The sequence below is a fragment of the Lentzea pudingi genome, assembly GCF_014646255.1.
Taxonomy (GTDB): Bacteria; Actinomycetota; Actinomycetes; order Mycobacteriales; family Pseudonocardiaceae; genus Lentzea; species Lentzea pudingi.
On sequence record NZ_BMNC01000005.1, the window covers coordinates 42,154 to 59,812 of the forward strand.

At 68.0% G+C, this 17,659-nt stretch carries 19 protein-coding genes; 8 read left to right on the forward strand and 11 right to left on the reverse strand.

The window, feature by feature from the left end:
- Positions 1 to 33: 33 nt before the first annotated feature.
- On the forward strand, positions 34 to 1,296 hold the full coding sequence (locus IEY88_RS19025) for an MFS transporter (protein ID WP_189156137.1): 1,263 nt from the start codon (positions 34 to 36) through the stop codon (positions 1,294 to 1,296).
- 346 nt (positions 1,297 to 1,642) lie between these two features.
- Here IEY88_RS19025 and IEY88_RS19030 read toward each other — a convergent pair whose 3' ends face one another.
- The gene (locus tag IEY88_RS19030) at positions 1,643 to 4,417 is read right to left on the reverse strand and encodes a sacsin N-terminal ATP-binding-like domain-containing protein (RefSeq protein ID WP_189156138.1); all 2,775 of its coding nucleotides are present in this window, start codon (positions 4,415 to 4,417) and stop codon (positions 1,643 to 1,645) included.
- Positions 4,414 to 5,151 (reverse strand): DUF3027 domain-containing protein, encoded by a 738-nt coding sequence (locus IEY88_RS19035; RefSeq protein ID WP_229693539.1) that lies wholly within the window; start codon positions 5,149 to 5,151, stop codon positions 4,414 to 4,416. The genes IEY88_RS19030 and IEY88_RS19035 overlap by 4 nt, the downstream gene beginning before the upstream one ends.
- Positions 5,152 to 5,209: 58 nt before the next feature.
- Here IEY88_RS19035 and IEY88_RS19040 point away from each other — a divergent pair, with 58 nt between their 5' ends.
- From IEY88_RS19040 to IEY88_RS19050, 3 genes are read left to right on the forward strand one after another with little or no spacing between them, the layout of a single operon-like run.
- Positions 5,210 to 5,962, forward strand: a complete 753-nt coding sequence (locus IEY88_RS19040; RefSeq protein ID WP_189156139.1) for a glutaminyl-peptide cyclotransferase — start codon at positions 5,210 to 5,212, stop codon at positions 5,960 to 5,962.
- Between the two features lie 4 nt (positions 5,963 to 5,966).
- A complete protein-coding gene (locus IEY88_RS19045) occupies positions 5,967 to 7,466 on the forward strand; it encodes an MFS transporter (RefSeq protein WP_229693540.1) in 1,500 nt (499 codons plus the stop codon).
- A gap of 31 nt (positions 7,467 to 7,497) precedes the next feature.
- A complete protein-coding gene (locus IEY88_RS19050) occupies positions 7,498 to 7,932 on the forward strand; it encodes a DUF2771 family protein (protein ID WP_189156140.1) in 435 nt (144 codons plus the stop codon).
- Here the strand turns inward: IEY88_RS19050 and IEY88_RS19055 are convergent, their stop codons facing one another.
- Both IEY88_RS19055 and IEY88_RS19060 read right to left on the reverse strand, forming a co-directional pair.
- A complete protein-coding gene (locus tag IEY88_RS19055; protein WP_189156141.1) occupies positions 7,933 to 8,517 on the reverse strand; it encodes an HD domain-containing protein in 585 nt (194 codons plus the stop codon).
- Between the two features lie 13 nt (positions 8,518 to 8,530).
- A complete protein-coding gene (locus tag IEY88_RS19060) occupies positions 8,531 to 8,920 on the reverse strand; it encodes a cold-shock protein (protein ID WP_093605520.1) in 390 nt (129 codons plus the stop codon).
- 122 nt (positions 8,921 to 9,042) lie between these two features.
- Here IEY88_RS19060 and IEY88_RS19065 point away from each other — a divergent pair, with 122 nt between their 5' ends.
- Positions 9,043 to 9,246: a hypothetical protein gene (locus IEY88_RS19065; RefSeq protein ID WP_189156142.1), complete on the forward strand. Its 204-nt coding sequence runs from the start codon at positions 9,043 to 9,045 to the stop codon at positions 9,244 to 9,246.
- On the opposite strand, the gene IEY88_RS19070 is transcribed toward IEY88_RS19065, so the two are convergent.
- Positions 9,218 to 9,835 carry an HAD family hydrolase gene (locus IEY88_RS19070; protein WP_189156143.1) on the reverse strand — a complete coding sequence of 206 codons (618 nt, stop codon included), beginning with the start codon at positions 9,833 to 9,835 and terminating at the stop codon, positions 9,218 to 9,220. The two genes, IEY88_RS19065 and IEY88_RS19070, sit on opposite strands and share 29 nt — an antisense overlap.
- Before the next feature lie 52 nt (positions 9,836 to 9,887).
- Here IEY88_RS19070 and IEY88_RS19075 point away from each other — a divergent pair, with 52 nt between their 5' ends.
- Positions 9,888 to 10,430, forward strand: coding sequence for a TetR/AcrR family transcriptional regulator (locus tag IEY88_RS19075; RefSeq protein WP_189156144.1), 543 nt, complete (start codon positions 9,888 to 9,890; stop codon positions 10,428 to 10,430).
- 55 nt (positions 10,431 to 10,485) lie between these two features.
- Positions 10,486 to 11,691 (forward strand): Nramp family divalent metal transporter, encoded by a 1,206-nt coding sequence (locus IEY88_RS19080; RefSeq protein WP_189156145.1) that lies wholly within the window; start codon positions 10,486 to 10,488, stop codon positions 11,689 to 11,691.
- On the opposite strand, the gene IEY88_RS19085 is transcribed toward IEY88_RS19080, so the two are convergent.
- Positions 11,670 to 12,623: a Gfo/Idh/MocA family protein gene (locus IEY88_RS19085; protein ID WP_189156146.1), complete on the reverse strand. Its 954-nt coding sequence runs from the start codon at positions 12,621 to 12,623 to the stop codon at positions 11,670 to 11,672. The two genes, IEY88_RS19080 and IEY88_RS19085, sit on opposite strands and share 22 nt — an antisense overlap.
- Before the next feature lie 21 nt (positions 12,624 to 12,644).
- Here IEY88_RS19085 and IEY88_RS19090 point away from each other — a divergent pair, with 21 nt between their 5' ends.
- A complete protein-coding gene (locus tag IEY88_RS19090) occupies positions 12,645 to 13,019 on the forward strand; it encodes a YccF domain-containing protein (RefSeq protein WP_189156147.1) in 375 nt (124 codons plus the stop codon).
- Between the two features lie 57 nt (positions 13,020 to 13,076).
- Here IEY88_RS19090 and IEY88_RS19095 read toward each other — a convergent pair whose 3' ends face one another.
- The 5 genes from IEY88_RS19095 to IEY88_RS19115 form a co-directional block, all read right to left on the reverse strand.
- Positions 13,077 to 13,469, reverse strand: a complete 393-nt coding sequence (locus tag IEY88_RS19095; protein ID WP_189156148.1) for a VOC family protein — start codon at positions 13,467 to 13,469, stop codon at positions 13,077 to 13,079.
- Positions 13,470 to 13,548: 79 nt separating this feature from the next.
- Positions 13,549 to 15,147: an AMP-binding protein gene (locus tag IEY88_RS19100; RefSeq protein ID WP_189156149.1), complete on the reverse strand. Its 1,599-nt coding sequence runs from the start codon at positions 15,145 to 15,147 to the stop codon at positions 13,549 to 13,551.
- A gap of 14 nt (positions 15,148 to 15,161) precedes the next feature.
- The gene (locus tag IEY88_RS19105; protein ID WP_189156628.1) at positions 15,162 to 15,947 is read right to left on the reverse strand and encodes a metallophosphoesterase; all 786 of its coding nucleotides are present in this window, start codon (positions 15,945 to 15,947) and stop codon (positions 15,162 to 15,164) included.
- A 70-nt stretch (positions 15,948 to 16,017) separates the two neighbouring features.
- Complete coding sequence (locus IEY88_RS19110) at positions 16,018 to 16,581, reverse strand: HD domain-containing protein (RefSeq protein ID WP_189156150.1); 564 nt, start codon at positions 16,579 to 16,581, stop codon at positions 16,018 to 16,020.
- Between the two features lie 16 nt (positions 16,582 to 16,597).
- Positions 16,598 to 17,659 (reverse strand): helix-turn-helix domain-containing protein, encoded by a 1,062-nt coding sequence (locus IEY88_RS19115; RefSeq protein WP_189156151.1) that lies wholly within the window; start codon positions 17,657 to 17,659, stop codon positions 16,598 to 16,600.

A 17,659-nucleotide genomic window follows, 5' to 3' on the forward strand; every position in this document is an offset into this window, starting at 1 on the left:
GGAGCAGCAAGTCCGCCACCTCGTCGTACCGGCATGTTCGGTTCGTTAGGCATATACAACTACCGCCTCTACGCCTCCGGCCAGATCATCTCGCTGGTGGGCGTCTGGATGCAGCGGGTGGCCCAGGACTGGCTGGTCCTGGAACTCTCGAACGGCTCCCCCATAGCCCTCGGCTTCGCCGCCTCACTCCAGTTCCTCCCGGTGCTCCTGCTCTCCATGTGGGGCGGCGTCCTCGCCGACCGCATGGACAAGCGCAAACTCCTGCTCTGGCTGGAATCAGCACTGGGCATCTGCGCCCTGGCACTGGGCATCCTCGACGTGACGGGCGTGGTGGAGCTCTGGCACGTCTACCTCCTATGCCTACTCCTAGGCGCCTTCTCAGCGGTAGAAACCCCGGTACGTCAGTCGTTCGTGGTCGAAATGGTGGGCCGCGACCAGCTGACGAACGCCGTGGCGATCAACTCGATGATGTTCAACCTGGCCAGGATCATCGGCCCGGCCATCGCAGGCGTGACGATCGTGGCGATAGGCACGGGCTGGGTCTTCCTGGCCAACGCCATCAGCTTCGTGGGCGTAGTAGGCGGCATCTGGCTGATGCGAACAACACAACTACTCCGCTCCGACCCCCTACCGCGAGAAAAGGGCCAACTCCTCTCAGGCCTCCGCTACGTCCGCAGCCGCCCAGACCTCATGACGGTCATGCTCCTGGTCTTCTTCATCGCCACCTTCGGCATGAACTTCTACATGACCCTGGCAATCATGGCCCGCAACGTCTTCGGCGGAGACGCGGACGCCTACGGCCTCCTCTCCACCCTGATAGCCGTGGGCACCCTCGCAGGCGCAACCCTTGCAGCCAAACGAAAAACGCCAAAGATGTCCGTCTTCATCGGCTCAGGCGTCATCTTCGGCATCCTGGAAGTCATCTCGGGCCTGATGCCCACGATGCTCCTCACCGGCCTCATGATGATCCCGGTGGGCGTAGCGATGATGACCTTCAACACCACAGCGAACGCCACCATCCAACTAGCGGTGGAACCAGAGATGCGCGGCCGCGTGATGGGCATCTACATGCTGGTGTTCATGGGCGGCAACCCAGTAGGCGGCCCACTGATGGGTTGGCTGGGCGAGATCAACGGCAGAGCCCCGATCATCATCGGCGGAGCAGTCTCAACGCTGGTGACGATCACAGCGTGGATCATCCTCACAAGACGCGGCGACATCGGAAAGCCACGGCTGAGGCGCCAACAGCAGTCCCCGACAGAGGCGCTACCAGAACCAGCAGAGGCAACCAACTAGCCCGCGATGCCGCAGGCGAGCCGTCCTTGTCTTTCGTCCTTCGCAAGCGCACTGGGCGGTGGGGTCCCATCACGAGTCGCGCCATAGCACTTGCTGCATGCAGGTAGGGGTGTCAACTCGACACGCTTTTCGTCGAGTTGACACCCCTACCTGCATGTGGCCCGCTCTTGGCTCGGCTCGTGATGGGACCCCACCGCCAACGCACCCAAACTAAGAAACCGGCAGCCGCTCAAAGCAACAGGCGTGCCATCTACCCGCCCACAGCGCTGGCCCCCTGATCAGATTGCCGGGGGTCTGGGGGCAGAGCCCCCAGGGAAAGCACGCAACAGCAGGGCCGCCCGCAACCTCAGCCCAACAACGTCGCAGCCGACGGATCAGTGATCAAAGCGGCGAACGCATGCCGATCCCCCCACCGCCCAGAAACCCAAGCCAACCCCCGAGACAACCCCTCAGGCGTGTCCTCGACATGAGGCACCCCATCAGCCATCCACCAGGAAACCCGAGCCCCATCCACCATCAACGAGTCGTGCACAACCACAACCCCGTCAGGCAACGAAACCGAAAGCAACTCACAGGCCATCCGAACAGCCCCGAGCTCCCCCCAAGAAACAACCTCACCAACATGATCCGGCGACCCGTCGAACTCCTCAGACGCCAACGCCAAATCCAAGAGATCGGCCAACTCCTCAGACCCATCGGCCAACAGAACCCGAGAAGCCGGCACAACCCCCAACAACCAGGGGTGATCCAGAACAACAACGTCATCGGCAGCGACAACGCCACCGCTCAACACCCGAACCCGCTCAGGCGGCGCGAAATCCCCTTCAGGCAGCCCGGCATAGGCCCGCAACACCACAGCATCCGCAACAACACGATCAGCATCGCCAAGCCGCGACAGAACGAACTCGGCATCCTCGTCATCCAGGATCTCCAACGAGGACCGAACCCCAGCCGCCCGCAAAACATGCTCAGGCAACTCAAGATCCGGCACAACGTCAAAAAGCCCGTCCAACAACGAAGCCCCGGCCAACCGGTAGGACCGCGGCGCAGCCCCACCCAGCGACGCGTAGCGAGCAATCCACCAGCCCGTGTACCCGTCAGGCTCGGTCACCGCGCGCCAGGTCACCGGATCAGATGCCAGCAACCGCAACGCGGCAGGCCAATCCGCAACCAGGTCCAGATCCCGGACGGCCACCACCCGCGCAGGCTCGTCAAGTGCGGACGACCACCAGGCAGCCTCATCGGCAAGGTCGTGATCAGGCCCGGAAGGCGCGTCGTCGACGACCACTGAGAACCCGTCGACCACCCCGACCGCAACCAACGCGGCACGCGGGTACGAGTCAGCGATCTCCTTGGCCAGCAACGGGAACGCATCGGCCTCGACCACGCCGACCAGCGGCGAGTCGGGCAGCAGCAGCTCGTCGGCGCGGTGCCACTCGCCGTCCGCGTCCTGCAGTGCGAGGGCGCCCAGCCAGGGCTCCTCGCCCGCCCGCAGCGCGGCCCGGTCCACCAGCTTCAGCACGGTCTCGACCAGGTCGAGGCTGTCGAGCCCGGCTTCGGCGTCCTCCAGCGACCGCGCCACGTTCTCGCGCAGCGACGGGTCGGCGAGCAGTTCGGCGGCACCGGCCTCGACCGCACCCAGCCGCACCAGCAACGGGTGCACAGCGTCCGGATGCACTACCCGCAACCCGGGCAACGGCTCATCGGCGATCAGCGTCGTACGAGGCCCGGTGACGACCCGGCCGTCGGCCAGCGGCACCGGCAGCGAAGCCAGCGCCTCGCGGACGTCCGGGTCCACCTCGGCGAGCGGCGCGAAGGCGGCGTAGACGTCGTGCCACCAGCCGGGTTCACCGGAGACACCGGCCAGCGCCGCGACGACCTCGGCCGTCGTGACGCGCGGAACTTCCAAAGCCGCCAAAGCCGCAGCATGCACAGGAGCGGAAAGCTCAGCATCCAGCAGCCCGGGCAGAGCATCCTCGACGAGCTCGACAAGCTCCTCGGACCCAACGTCGAGAACCCGAGCCCGCGAGGGTTCGATCCACTCCCCAGAAGCCAACGGCAACCAAGCAGAAGCACGCAACGACCGCAGAACAGCCGTCCGCAACCGATCATCCACTTCGGACAAGGGGAACCCTGGCAACGGCACCAACGCCGTCCGCTCCACAGCAGGCACCCGAGCGACAAGCGCCGGATAGGTGGCAGCGGCCGAATCAAGAACAGACCAGGCAGCAGGCCCAGGCAGAATCCGGCGCCGAGAAGGCTCAACCGGCAGAGTGGCGATCAACCGAGCAGGCAGCGACAGCCGCTCATCGGTAGGGGTGGGCGCATGCAGCACGTCCTCCCCAAGCGGAGCATCCAGCGGATAAGCCCACGCAACAGTCCACTGAGGACGATGCTCGACACCCTGCACCAACTCGGCAGGCAGCTCCCCGACAGTCCGCTCGACCAGCCAACGCGAAGACCCGACGGTGACAACACCGTCAGCAGCGACGAACCGCTCCCAAGACTGGGACCCGATCTCCACCCGCTGCAACCCGGGCAGCGCCAGCAACAGGTCCGGGACCTCGGCAGCCAGGTCGTCCAACGACAGGTCGACCTTCAACGGCAGCCGGACCTCGGTCGTGAACCCGTCCGGCACGGACTCGACCACCGGCCAGACCAGCCGCAGAACAGGAACGTCGCCGCCACGCTCGGAGGCCAGCTCCGGCACCTCGGCCCGAGTCCGAGCAGCGGAGAACTCGACACCGCCGGAGACCGACACCACCCGAGGCGCGTCGGACACGGCCAGCACGGCGGCGAACCCGACGCCGAACTGCCCAACACCGGACTCCTTGGAAGAAGCCCGCAACGAAGCCAACGCGGCAACACCGGCGGAAGTCAGAGGAGCACCAGTGTTGGCGGCACGCAGCTCACCATCGACGAGAGTGATCCGCAACACACCGGGTTCGACCCCGGCGGCGTCGGCCGCGTTCTGGGCCAGCTCCACCAGCAACCGGTCCCGGTAGCCACCGAGGCGCAGGTCTTCCTCGGCGTTCGCGTCTTCACGGAAACGGGTGGGCGAACCACGCCATGCGGCGAGGACCGAGGTGCGCAGGGCCTCGGTGCCGAACGGGTCGGTCACTCCGAGACGTCCAGGACGTCCAGCTGCGCGTCGTCGTAGACCAGGTCGGCCACCGGCACCATCGGGCTGATGTCGACCTCGGCCTGGGAGTGCGCGCCGCAGCCGTACTCGACGTGCACGACGTGGCCGTCCGCCGGGGCGATCTCGTTCGCGCAGACGCCGAACGCCGCGCCGAACGCGCCGGCCACGCGGGTGTAGAAGCCGCAGGTGCCGCAGTGCGCGGGGGCGCTGCGGGCCATGTCGGAGCGCGGGCCGAAGTCCGAGGACGCCCAGCGGTCGGCAGCCTCCAGGCGGCCTTCGCGGGACAGGACGCGCTGACGGCCGAGACCGACCTCCAGCGCCACCTCCTCGACCGCGGGGTCGTCGGACTGCACGTACGCCTCGACCAGGCGCGGGTCGTTCTCGCGGGGCGGCATGAGGTCGCCGACGCCCAGGTCACCGGCGCGGACCCGGTCGCTCCACGGCACCCACTCGGGGGCGACCAGGGCGTCCTGGCCCGGCAGCAGCACGACCTCGCTGATCGAGACCGGGGAACCCTCGCCCGCGTAGGCGACGGTCACCGCCCAGGACCAGCCGCGGTAGCCGGCGTGCTCGGCTTCGAAGAGGTGCGTGACGGAGTACTCGTCCTCGCCGTGCACCCCGACGTGAGCGCCGACGCGTTCCACGCCTGCCTCTTCCTGCGCAGCGGCGCGGGCGAGATCAACGGCGTCGAGGAGCATCTCAGTCGCGGTCACGACATGAATTGTGCCGCAGGACTTCGCCGGGACGAAAACTCGTGCCACCCTCCGTTGGGTGCGCTCACCCGTCTGGCTGGTCATCGTCGCGGTCCTGGCCGCGTGTTCGTCGCCGCAAGAAGCAAAACCGCAGGTAGAAGTCCTGCAGAAAATTCCGCATGACGCAACGGCGTTCACCCAGGGGTTGGAACTCGTCGACGGCGTCCTCTACGAGGGCACCGGCCTCGAGGGCCAGTCGACGATGCGCGCGCTCGATCCGTCGACCGGGAACGTCCAGAAGAAGGTCGACCTCCCGCCGGACTTCTTCGGCGAGGGCATCACCGTCGTCGGCGACACCATCTGGCAGATCACGTGGCAGAACGGCGTGGCGATCGAACGCGACCGCAGGACGCTGGACGAGCTCCGCCGCGTCGAGTACCAGGGCGAGGGCTGGGGCATCTGCGACGACGGCCAGCGCCTGGTCATGAGCGACGGCACCGCGAAGCTGACCTTCCGCGACCCGAGGACGTTCGCGGAGACCGGGAGCGTGCAGGTCAGCAGGGACGGCAAGCCGCTGGCCCAGCTCAACGAGCTGGAGTGCGTCGGCGGCAAGGTCTGGTCGAACGTGTGGAAGACCGACGAGATCGTGCGCATCGAACCGTCGACCGGCCAGGTGACGAACACCTACGACCTGTCCTCGCTCAAGCCGCAGGGTGACGTCGACGTCCTCAACGGCATCGCGCACGTCCCCGGCACCAACGAGTTCCTGGTCACAGGCAAGAACTGGCCGACCATCTTCCGAGTGAGGTTCAACGGCATGGGGCAGGATTGACGGTGTGACGGGCGACCGCGGGTGGAGTGACGAAGAGGCTCCGAAGCGCTACCCGTGGCAGGACGACGAGTACCGGCCGCGGGAGCGTCGCGGAACCGCGTCCGAACACGGCTTCCAGCCACCTCCCCGGCCCCAGGACACCCGTCCGCTGCCGAACCAGGACCAGCAGACGACCCCGACGCCCAAGCCGCCGCGCAAGCTCACGGTCACGCGCGTCGCGTGGTTCCGGAGCAAGCAGATCTCGCAGCAGGCGGTCGCCGCGTTCCGGCGCGCGGCCCGTGCCGACGGCGCCGGCAAGTCCGGCATGACGTCGGTCACCTACTCGGTGATGATGAACTACGCCGCCGACGCCGCGATGGCCGTCGCGCTGGCGAACACGCTGTTCTTCTCGGCCGCGAGTGCCGAGTCCAAGTCCAAGGTCGCGCTCTACCTGCTGATCACGGTCGCGCCGTTCGCGTTGATCGCGCCGGTGATCGGCCCGCTGCTCGACAAGATCCAGCGCGGCCGGCGGCTCGCGCTGGCGGCGTCGTGCGTGCTGCGGATCGGGCTGTCGGTCGTGATGGCGCTGAACTTCGACAACTGGCTGCTGTACCCGGCGGCGCTGGGCAGCATGGTGCTGTCCAAGTCGTTCACCGTGCTGAAGTCCGCGATCACCCCGCGGGTGCTGCCGCCGGAGATCACGCTGTCCAAGACCAACGCCCGGATGACCATCTTCGGTCTCGCGGCGGGCGGGGTGTTCGGTGCGTTCGCGGCGGGCTTCGCGAACCTGTTCGGCTCGCCGGGCGCGTTGTGGTTCACCGCCGTGCTCTGCGGCGTGAACGCGTGGCTGTGCATGCGGATCCCGTCCTGGGTCGAGGTGACCGACGGCGAGGTCCCCGCGACGCTGACGTCCAAGCCGGCGAAGCAACACATCTCGCGGCACGTCGCGGTCTCGCTGTGGGGCAACGGGTCCATCCGCGTGCTGACCGGCTTCCTGACGCTGTTCGCGGCGTTCGTGATCCGCGAGCAGACCGAGGGCGACGCGGTGCAGCAGCTGCTCCTGCTCGGCGTGATCGCCGGTGCGGCCGGTGTGGGCAGCTTCCTCGGCAACGCGATCGGCGCGCGCCAGCACTTCGGCAAGCCGGACGAGGTGGTCCTCGCCTGCGTCGCCACGGCGCTGGCCGCCACGATCGTCGCCGCCGCGCTGCCCGGCCTGGTCACGGCGGCCGTCGTCGGTCTGCTCGGTGCCACGGCGTCCTCGCTGGCCAAGATCAGCCTCGACGCGGTGATCCAGGACGACCTGCCGGAGGAGTCGCGCGCGTCGGCGTTCGGCCGTTCCGAGACGATCCTGCAGCTCGCATGGGTCTTCGGCGGCGCGCTCGGCGTGCTGCTGCCCGCGACGTTCTGGATCGGCTTCACGGTGCTCGCCGTGCTGCTCGCGCTGGGCCTCGCGCAGACGTGGATGTACCGCAACGGCACCTCGTTGCACAGGCTGGTCCGCAGGCCCGCCCCGGTGACCCCGTAGGCTGCCTGACGTGCGTCGACTTGCTTCTGTAATGGCTGCCAGTGTTCTCGTGCTGTCCGGTTGCTCCCTGCAGCAGCACGACCCGGAGGTCACGTTCTACGCGAACGGCAAGACCATCCGACTCGAGCCGACGATCTACTGCGACGTCGAGGGCTCCAACTGCGCCGAGAAGAACGCGGCCGGCACGTTGAAGGTGCCGGCGGGCAAGGTCGTGCAGATCTCCGTGGACGGGCGGCTCGCGGACGGCCTCTGGGAGGTCGTGTGCGTGTACGAGAACGCCGCTCGCGTGCAGGAGGGCTGCACCTCGCCGTTGCTCGGCAAGGGCGAGAACTACACGTACACGCTGGCCGTGCCGAACGAGTCCGACCAGCTGCTGCGCATCGAGGTGCACGAGGCGGCCGGCGCGGTGCTGGAGACCGGCCAGCCGCTCATGCGCGGTTCGTGGGTCGTCGACATCACCCGCTGATCAACGCCTGCCGAACGCCTCCCACCACTCCGTCGGAGCGATGCGGAGAGCCGAGTCCATCAGAGCCTTGCCGGTGTCGGTCACGACCGACGCCTGCATGGTCTGGATGAAGCGCTCCATCTTGGACACGCCCGCGGCCTGGTACTCCCTGGCCTGCAGCAGCAGCTCCAGCTTGTCCGCGTCACGTGAGCAGCGCGCCTCGGGCGTGTGGTCGATGTCCTTGGCCGCCTCGTGCTCGGCCACCAGCGCCTCGATGTGCGCGGCGAGCGGTGCGGGCAGGTGCTGGACCTGGTCGCGTGCCACGGCTTCGGGCGGCACCTTCACGTCGAGGTAGAGCTTGCCGACGTACGGGATGTCGCCGATGCGGGCCTCCGGCACGTCGTGGAAGAGGCCCAGGGTCGCCGCCCGGTCGGGGTTCGCACCCTCCTGCACGGCGAGTGCGAACGCCAGAACGCCCACCCGGAACGAGTGGGCGGCCACCGTCTCGGGGTGCTGCACCCCGGCGAAGAGCCACCCCGCTCTGGGCAGGCGTTTGAGCTGGCCGACCTCGTAGACGAACTCGACGATCCTGTCAGCGTCAGACATGACGCCGATCCTTTTACGGATCGAGGTCCCGCGCCACCACGCGGACGGCCTCGGCGACGAGCTTCATGGTCTTCTTGTCGGACGGGTAGCGGCCGCGCCGCAGGTCGGGCTGCACCTTGTTCTCGAGGAGCCTGATGACTTCCTCGATCAGGCCGTGCAGCTCCTCCGCGGGCCGGCGGCGTGCCTCCACGACGGACGGCGCCGGGTCGACCAGGCGCACGGACAGCGCCTGCGGCCCGCGACGACCCTCGGCCATGCCGAACTCGATGCGCTGACCGGCTTTGAGGCCGTCGACGCCGGGGGGCAACGCCGCTTTGCGGACGTAGACGTCCTCGCCACCGTCCTGGGTGACGAATCCGAAGCCCTTCTCCGTGTCGTACCACTTGACCTTGCCGGTCGGCACCGCGCTCACCATTCCCTTGTCTGCACGACGAACGCGCCCCGGGCGTACCCAGGACGCGTCCCACCAGAGTAGCCAGAAGACCTTGGGGAAGGCACCTCCGTTAGCGCGACTACCCTGCTCGTATGACCGCTCCGAAGTTGATGCCGCTGGCCATCGGCCTGTTCGCCGTGGGCGTACTGGCGATCGTCGTGGTCTTCGCGCTGTTCCTCGCGGGCCACAGCGACCTGCCCGTGGCGCTGAACGTCGCGGCCACCTACCTGCCGGCGATCGGGCTGGGGCTCGGGATCATCGCGGTGATCAGGAAGTCACGGCAGAAGAAGTCCTGAGCCACTCCGGGAACTCCCGCAGGTCCTCCAGGACGACGGCGGCACCCGCCTCGGCCAGTTCCGCCCGCGAGCACGGCCCCGTGACGACGCCGACGCCCAGCGCTCCGGCGGCCGCGGCACCGCGCATGTCACCGACGTGGTCTCCCACGTAGACCGCGGCCCCGTGCAGCTTGAGCGACTCGGCCTTGCCCGTCGCCCACAGCTCGCCGTAGAGGTGGTCGACCTCCCAGCCCATCGCTTCGAGGTGCAGCGCGGCGTTCTTGCGGTACTTGCCGGTGACGACCATGGTCTGCCCGCCCAGCTCCCGCACGCACTGCAGGGCCATGGCCGCTCCGGGCAGCGCGACGGTCGACGGGATCACGACCTCCGGGTACAGCGCGCGGAAGAGCGAGACCAGGTCCGGGACCTCCTCCTCGGGCACGCCCATCTCGCGGTAGATCATGTCGAGGGGCGGGCCGAGGTTCGACGCGAACTTCTCGCCGTCGAGGGCGTACCCGCTGCGGGCACCCACCTCGTTCATCACGGCGGCCATTCCCGGTCGCGGGTCGATGAGGGTCATGTCCAGGTCGAAACCCACGGTGAACGGCACAGAACCCGACTCTACGTCTTTACAAAAGCCATAACTGTGTAAAGGTGAGGTGGTGAGCGACATCACCGAGCTCCTACTGGATGCGGCCGCCGACCTCCTGGCAGCCCGGGGCTTCCACGGGCTGCGCATGATCGAGGTCGCCAGTCACGCCGGGGTGAGCAGGCAGACCGTCTACAACGAGTTCGGCAACAAGGAGGGACTCGTCCAGGCCGTCGCGGTCCACAAGACGGAGGAGTACCTGACCGGGGTCATGACCCGGCTCCAGGACGACCCCGACCCGTGGGAGGCGATGCGGTCGGCGTTCCGCTTCACCTTCGAGCAGACCGAGCGGGACCGGCTGGTCTCGGCCGTGCTGACCGGCCAGAACGCCGAGGACCTGTTGCCGTTCATCACGATCCGCGGCCACCCGATCCTGTTCCACGCGACCGAGGTCGTGGAGCAGCACCTCAGCAAGCACTTCCCCGGCCGGCACGTGCGGCTCACGGCGGAGACGACCGTGCGACTGGCGCTGAGCCACCTGCTGATGCCGAGCGGCGACCTGGACAGCGCGATGGACGCCGTCGTCAGGGTCGCCAGAGTGACGATGGACGCATGACCGACTAGAGCCCGGCCCCTTGTTGCAATAATCCTGCAACAAGGGGAGGTGTCCGGTGGCCGCTGTCTCGGCGCGCCTGCGCGCGGGTGCGGCGTTGCTCGGTCCGGCGTTCGTCGCCGCGATCGCGTACGTCGATCCGGGGAACGTGGCCACCAACACCGCGGCGGGCGCGAGGTACGGCTACCTGCTGGTGTGGGTGCTCGTCGTCGCGAACGTCATGGCGGGGCTCGTGCAGTACCTGTCGGCGAAGCTCGGCCTGGTCACCGGGAAGTCGTTGCCGGAGGCGGTGCGGGACCACCTGCCCCGCCCGGTGCGGCTCGCGTACTGGGGCCAGGCCGAGGTCGTCGCGATGGCGACCGACCTCGCCGAGGTGCTCGGCGGGGCGATCGCGCTGCACCTGCTCTTCGACCTGCCGCTGCTGCTCGGCGGCGTGATCACCGGTGTGGTGTCGACGCTTTTGCTGCTGGTGCAGGACAGGCGCGGGCAGCAGCCGTTCGAGCGCGTGATCACCACGATGCTGGTCGTGATCGCGGTCGGGTTCATGGCGGGGCTCTTCGTGTCGCCGCCTTCGGTCTCCGGTGCTGCCTCGGGTCTGGTGCCGCGGTTCGACGGCGCGGACAGCGTGCTGCTCGCGGCGGGCATGCTCGGCGCGACCGTGATGCCGCACGCCGTCTACCTGCACTCGGCGCTGGCCCGCGATCGGCACGGCAGGAACCCCTCCGTGCTCGGCGCGACGAAGGTCGACGTCGTGGTCGCGATGGTGCTGGCGGGCGCGGTCAACATGGCGATGCTGCTGCTCGCGGCTTCCGCGCTGCAGGGCCGCGAAGGCGTGGACACGCTGGAAGGTGCGCACGCCGCCGTTGGTGCCACGTTGGGCGGCGGGGTCGCGCTGCTCTTCGCACTTGGTCTGCTGGCTTCGGGTTTCGCTTCCACCGCTGTCGGTTGCTATGCGGGCGCGGTGGTGATGGACGGCTTGCTGCGCGTGCGGATTCCGTTGCTGGCACGGCGTTTGATCACGTTGGTGCCGGCGCTGGCGGTCCTGGCGTTCGGGGTCGACCCGACGTTCGCGCTGGTGCTGTCGCAGGTCGTGCTGTCGTTCGGCATCCCGTTCGCGCTGGTGCCGCTGGTCTGGCTGACCGCGCGCCGGTCCGTGATGGGTAGCTACACGAACCGGCGCGTCGTCACGATCTCCGCGTGGGTGGTGGCCTTCGCGGTCGTCGTGCTGAACGTGGCGCTGATCTACCTGACCGTCGTCGCGTAGGAGACACCCTGCTGGCGCAGCGCCTCCTCCAGGGTCCGCATGACTTCGAGGGTGTTCTGCCAGGTGATCCGCGGGTGTTCGGTGAGCCCGGCCGCGACGCTCTCCTCGACCGCGCGGATCTGGTGCTGATAGCCCTCGTCCTCGATCGCGTGCTCGACGCCGTTGATCACCACGGCGGTCGGGTTGAACATCGGGTCGACGATCTCGATGCGCCCGGCGGTGCCGAAGATCTCCGCGCGGGCACCTGTGTTCGCGAGGAGCGAGCAGCTCAGCAACGCGTGGGCGCCGTTGTCGTAGGCCAGCAGGATGCCGGCGTCGGCGTCCACTTCGGACGGCGCGAGACTGCCGTGCGCGTGGATCCGTGCCGGCACGCCCAGGATCTGGTGGGCGAGGGCGATCGGGTACACGCCGAGGTCGAGCGTCGCGCCACCGCCGGCGCCCTTCGCCCACAGCCGGTCGTTGTCGTCGAAGGCGTGCCGGAAGCCGAAGTCGGCGCGGATCATCCGGACCTCGCCGATCTCACCGTCCCTGATCGCCTGCTCGACCTTCTGGATCAACGGGTTGAACCGCGTCCACATGGCCTCCATGAGGAAGAGGTTCTTCGACCGTGCCCGCTCGACCATCTCCTCGGCGTCCGCGACCGTGAGCGCGAAGGCCTTCTCGCACAGCACGTGCTTGCCGGCGTCGAGCGCGGCGAGCACGACCTCGTGGTGCTGGCCGTGCGGCGTCGCGACGTAGACGACGTCGACGTCCGGGTCGGCGAGCAGGTCGTGGTAGCTGCCGTACGCGCGCTCGATGCCGAAGTGCTCGGCGAACTTCTGTGCCTTCGCGATGTCCCGCGACGACACCGCGAGCACCGTGACACCCGCCCTGACCATGTCGGCCGTCACGGCATGCGCGATTCCACCCGTTGCGATCACACCCCACGTCATGGCTTGAGCTTAGATGGAGGCATGCGCCTCATCCTGAACGTGATCTGGCTGGTGCTCGCCGGTTTCTGGATGGCCGTCGGTTACGCCGTGGCCGGCGTCATCTGCTGCATCCTCGTCATCACGATCCCGTGGGGCATCGCGTCGTTCCGGATCGCGAACTACGCGCTCTGGCCGTTCGGGCGCGAGGTCGTCGACAAGCCGGGCGCGGGCACCGGTTCCCTGCTGGGCAACGTCATCTGGATCGTCGTGGCGGGTGTCTGGCTCGCGATCGGCCACGTCGTCACCGGCATCGCGCTGTGCGTCACGATCATCGGCATCCCGCTCGGGCTCGCGAACTTCAAGCTGGTGAAGGTCTCGCTCGTGCCGCTGGGCAAGGAGATCATCGACGTCCCGTGAGGATCTCCCGCTCCCGGTCGGGTGCGGGGAGCGGGAGACCACTCAGTGGCACGGCCGTCAGACTTCGCTGTCCGACAGCTCGTGCAGGCACAGGATGTTGCCCTCGGTGTCGTGGAACCACGCCGCGCGCTCGGTGCCCATGACCGCGATGTGGTTCGTGGTCTTGAAGTCGGGCAGGTCGTAGTCGTCGAAGCGCACGCCCCTGCCTTCGAGCTCGCGGATCTCGCCTTCGAGGTCGGGCACCTCGAAGCTCAGCACCGTGTGCCCGGTCTGCGCGCCCTTCTCCGCAGGCATCAGTCCCAGCGCGTCACCCTGGCCGAGCGCGAAGATCCGCGTGCCGTCGGGGTTCGTCGTGACGGGCTTCAGGCCGAGCACGTCCGCGTAGAAGCGGCCGGCGCGTTCGGCGTCCTCGACGGGCAGCATCGTCGTGGTTCTGGTGGCGGTGAGCATGCGCGCCTCCTTCGACGGAATCCATCGATGCTGCGCTCGTCGCACCGCTCTGACAAGGGCTTTTTCGGTCACGCAGGGGTCACTGGGCGTGGCCGGCGCCGTCGTCGAGGCCGAGCAGTTCCACCGACCGCGCCCGCATCTCCACCTTGCGGATCTTGCCGGTGACCGTCATCGGGAACTCCTCCACCACGTGCACGTACCGCGGGATCTTGTAGTGGGCGAGCTTGCCGGCGCAGAACTCGCGGACGGCCTCGGCGGTCAGCCCTTCCACGCCCTCGCGAAGGCGCACCCATGCCATCAGCTCCTCGCCGTACCGGGCGTCGGGCACGCCGATGACCTGGGCGTCGAGCACGTCGGGGTGCGTGTAGAGGAACTCCTCGATCTCGCGCGGGTAGATGTTCTCGCCGCCGCGGATGACCATGTCCTTGATGCGGCCGGTGATGTTGACGTAGTCGTCGTCGTCCATCACCGCCAGGTCGCCGGTGTGCATCCAGCCGGCGCTGTCCACGGCCTCGGCGGTCTTCTCCGGCTCGTTCCAGTAGCCGAGCATCACGGAGTAGCCGCGCGTGCACAGCTCACCCGGTTCGCCGCGCGGCACCGTACGGCCCGTCTCCGGGTCGACGATCTTCACTTCGAGGTGCGGGCCGACCCGCCCAACCGTCCCAACACGACGGTCGAGGGAGTCGTCGGCGCGGGTTTGTGTTGACACCGGGGAGGTTTCGGTCATGCCGTAGCAGATCGAGACCTCACGCATGCCCATGCGGTCGACGACCTGCTTCATCACCTCGACCGGGCACGGCGAGCCCGCCATGATGCCGGTGCGCAGGCTGCTCAGGTCGTAGTCGTCGGCCAGGTCGAGCATCGCGATGAACATCGTCGGCACGCCGTAGAGCGACGTGCACTTCTCTTCCTGAACGGCCGCAAGGGTTTTCGCCGGGTCGAACGCGGGCGCCGGGATCACGACGCACGCGCCGTGGCTGGTGGCGGCCAGGTTGCCCATGACCATGCCGAAGCAGTGGTAGAACGGCGGCACGACGCAGATCCGGTCGTGCTCGGTGTAGTTGATCAGCTCGCCGACGAAGTAGCCGTTGTTGAGGATGTTGTGGTGCGAGAGCGTCGCGCCCTTGGGGAAGCCCGTCGTGCCGGACGTGTACTGGATGTTGATGGGGTCGTCGCGGTCCAGCTCGACGTCCGGCAGCTCGTCCCCGGTCCACTGTGGATCGTCGGTGAAGACGACGTGCTCCAGCCCGGGACAGCGCGGCCGGACCTCGTCGATCATGGCCGCGTAGTCCGACGTCTTGAACGACCGCGCGGACACCAGCGTGTGGACGCCGGCCTGGTTCAGCACGTACTCCAGCTCGTGCACGCGGTACGCCGGGTTGACGTTGACCAGGATCGCGCCGATCCGGGCCGTCGCGTACTGCACGAAGACCCATTCGGCGCAGTTCGGCGCCCAGATCCCGACCCGGTCGCCCTTGCGCACGCCGAGCGCGTGCAGTCCCGCGGCGGCGCGGGAGACCTCCTGCGCGAGCTCCGCGTACGTCCACCGTCGATCTGTGGCTTTGTCGACAAGTGCCTCGCGATCACCGAAGCGCGCGACCGTCGCCGCGAGGTTCGCGTGGATCGTGTCGCCCAGCAGCGGGGCGGCGGACGTGCCCGAGGAGTAGCTGGCGGTCATCCCCCTGACGGTAGTCAGGCCTCGCGGTATGGCAAGGGGACGACCAGGCACGGACCACCGCTGTAGAGGCCCGCGTCGATCGCCAGCACCTTGTCGTCGGCGTAGACGAGGGGCCCGTCGATCTGGTCCGGCGGCACCCCCAGCTGGTCGGCGATGACGCTGTGCCCGTGCACGATCTTGCTGCCGCCGAGGGTCGCGAGCAGCTCATCCGCGATCTCGGGCCCCTGCGGACCCCGGAACGCGTACCGGGTCGTCATCTTGCGCCAGCACTCCCACCAGTCGACGAGGTCGTCGCCCTTGAGCACCTGCCGGACGGACTCGTTGACCTCTTCGATCGAGGCCCCCCATTCGAGGTAGGCCACGGTGTCGGAGTGCATCAGCAGGTGGTCGTCGCGCAGCTTCAGCACCGGCCTCGACGTCAGCCACTCGACGTGCTCGTCGGTCAGCCGGTCCTGGTCGCTGCGCAGCCCGCCGTTGAGCAGCCAGCTCCGCGCGAACGACCGCGGCCCGAGGCTGTCGGGCACCTGCTCGTCCCCGAACCGGTACATGCCGAGCAGCAGCACCTCGTGGTTGCCGATCAACGAGCTGACCGACCCACCGGCCTCCGCCGCCTCGTCGCCGAGGCGCATGACCAGGTCGATCACGCCCACCCCGTCGGGCCCGCGGTCCACGAAGTCGCCGAGGAACCACAGCTCGGCCTCGCCACCGATCCAGTGCCCTTCCTCGTCGCACAGTTCGGCGACGTGCAGGGCTCTGATCAGTTCCGAGAGGTGCCCGTGCACGTCACCCACGACGTACATCGGGCGTCGATCCGTGTCCACCTCCGCGACGATAGGTGATGAACCCTCGCGCGTCAGTGGTCAGTCCAGATCAGCGTTCCCGCCAGGCGAGCGGGGAGATCGTCAACGCGGCCTCGGCGATCTTGCGGGCTGTGTCCGTCTTGACGCCCTTGAGCGCCGAATCGATCCACCCGTCGACCCGGTTCACACCGATGTCCCGGTACTCGACGGCCTGCAACAGCATCTCCAGTTTGTCCGCGTCCTTCGCGCACAACGCCTCGACGGACTCCTGGCTCTCATATTCGTCGACGGCCGCACGAACCACATCACGCGAGGCTTCGGGCAGGTGCGCGGTCTGGTCAGCGGTGATCTGACGTGGATCGGGCTTGGTCACGTACCCGCTGATCGTGTGTGGCAGATCACCCGTTCGCGTCTCCTGGGTGTCGTGCCACAGCGCGAGGAACGACGCACGCGCCGGATCCGCTCCTTCCTCGGCCGCGAGGAGGGCAGCGAGCTGAGCCACTCGCATCGTGTGTTCGGCCACGGACTCAGGGTCACGCACGCCCGCGTGCCACCAGCCGGCTCGCCGGATGCGCTTGAGGATTCCGAGCTCGTAGCCGAAGGCGGCGAGTGCGGCGGCTGCCTGGTCTGACACGTCTGTCGGTCCTCTCTCAGCGGTCGGCGATGCGCGACGCGTACCGCAGTCCTGCCACTTGATCACAGCCTGCGCGGGTCAGGTCGCCGCTCGACGCAAGGCCGTCGAGCACGCCACCGAGCCGTTCGCGGGCACCAGCTCGGTCCGTCAGGAGCACCGGACGTGACGCGACAAGGGCATGCAGAGTGTGGAGGTTGAGCGGCAGATGCGGTGAAGCCGGATCGAGTCGGTCCATGAGGTGGTGCAGCAGGCGAGTCCCGCCCCACGACCGGGTGTCCTCGTTCAACATGAACGCGTCGTTCGTCTGCTCGTCACTCAGATCGCCGATCCAGTACGCCCAGTAGTTCAGGTTCGCGGTCTCGGCACGTGACTCGGTCATCTGACCGACGAAGTCATGTAGCTGCGCGGAGTCCCCCGCCGAAGCAAGCGCGACAGAGGCGGATCTCGCTTCGAGCAGACCGGTGACGTCTCCATCGCGCACCGGTCGGCGCCCTGTGCGCCGCCACTCGTCCCGCAGCCAGTTCACCACTCGAGGCCGGCCGTCGAACCCCAGCAGGTACACCGCCTGCCGCCGTAGCAACGCCTCTTCTGGACGAGTGCTCTGCTCGGAAATCGCGATCAAGTGATCGAAGAAGCGGCCCCGTTGATCCATCGGCAACGACGGGTGCGCAGCGACTGGGCCACGTCGCGGCACTCTGGACACGAACTCCCTCAGCTGGTGAGGCAACGTGCCCGTGATCGGCCAGGTGATCAGGTTCGTGATCGTGCGTCGATGCACTCCGGCGGACAGCGGATGGCGGTCAGCTCTGACCACGGCGCCTCCCGCGGCAACGCCGGTGGCCAGCACCTGATCGGCCTCGATCGCCTCTGTGAGGTGGCGGCGCGTCGATGCCGGAGCGCCCAACCCGGTCAGCCGCGAGGTCAGGCGGAGGAAATCACCCGCGTTCATGGCGGCGATTGGACGCCGGCCCGACTCCCACCCCTGGATCGTCGTCACGTCAACAGGAAGTTCCCGTGCCAGCCGCTCCTGTGTCAGTCCTGCGGACTGCCTGGCGAGCTTGAGCACGAATCCCGACAC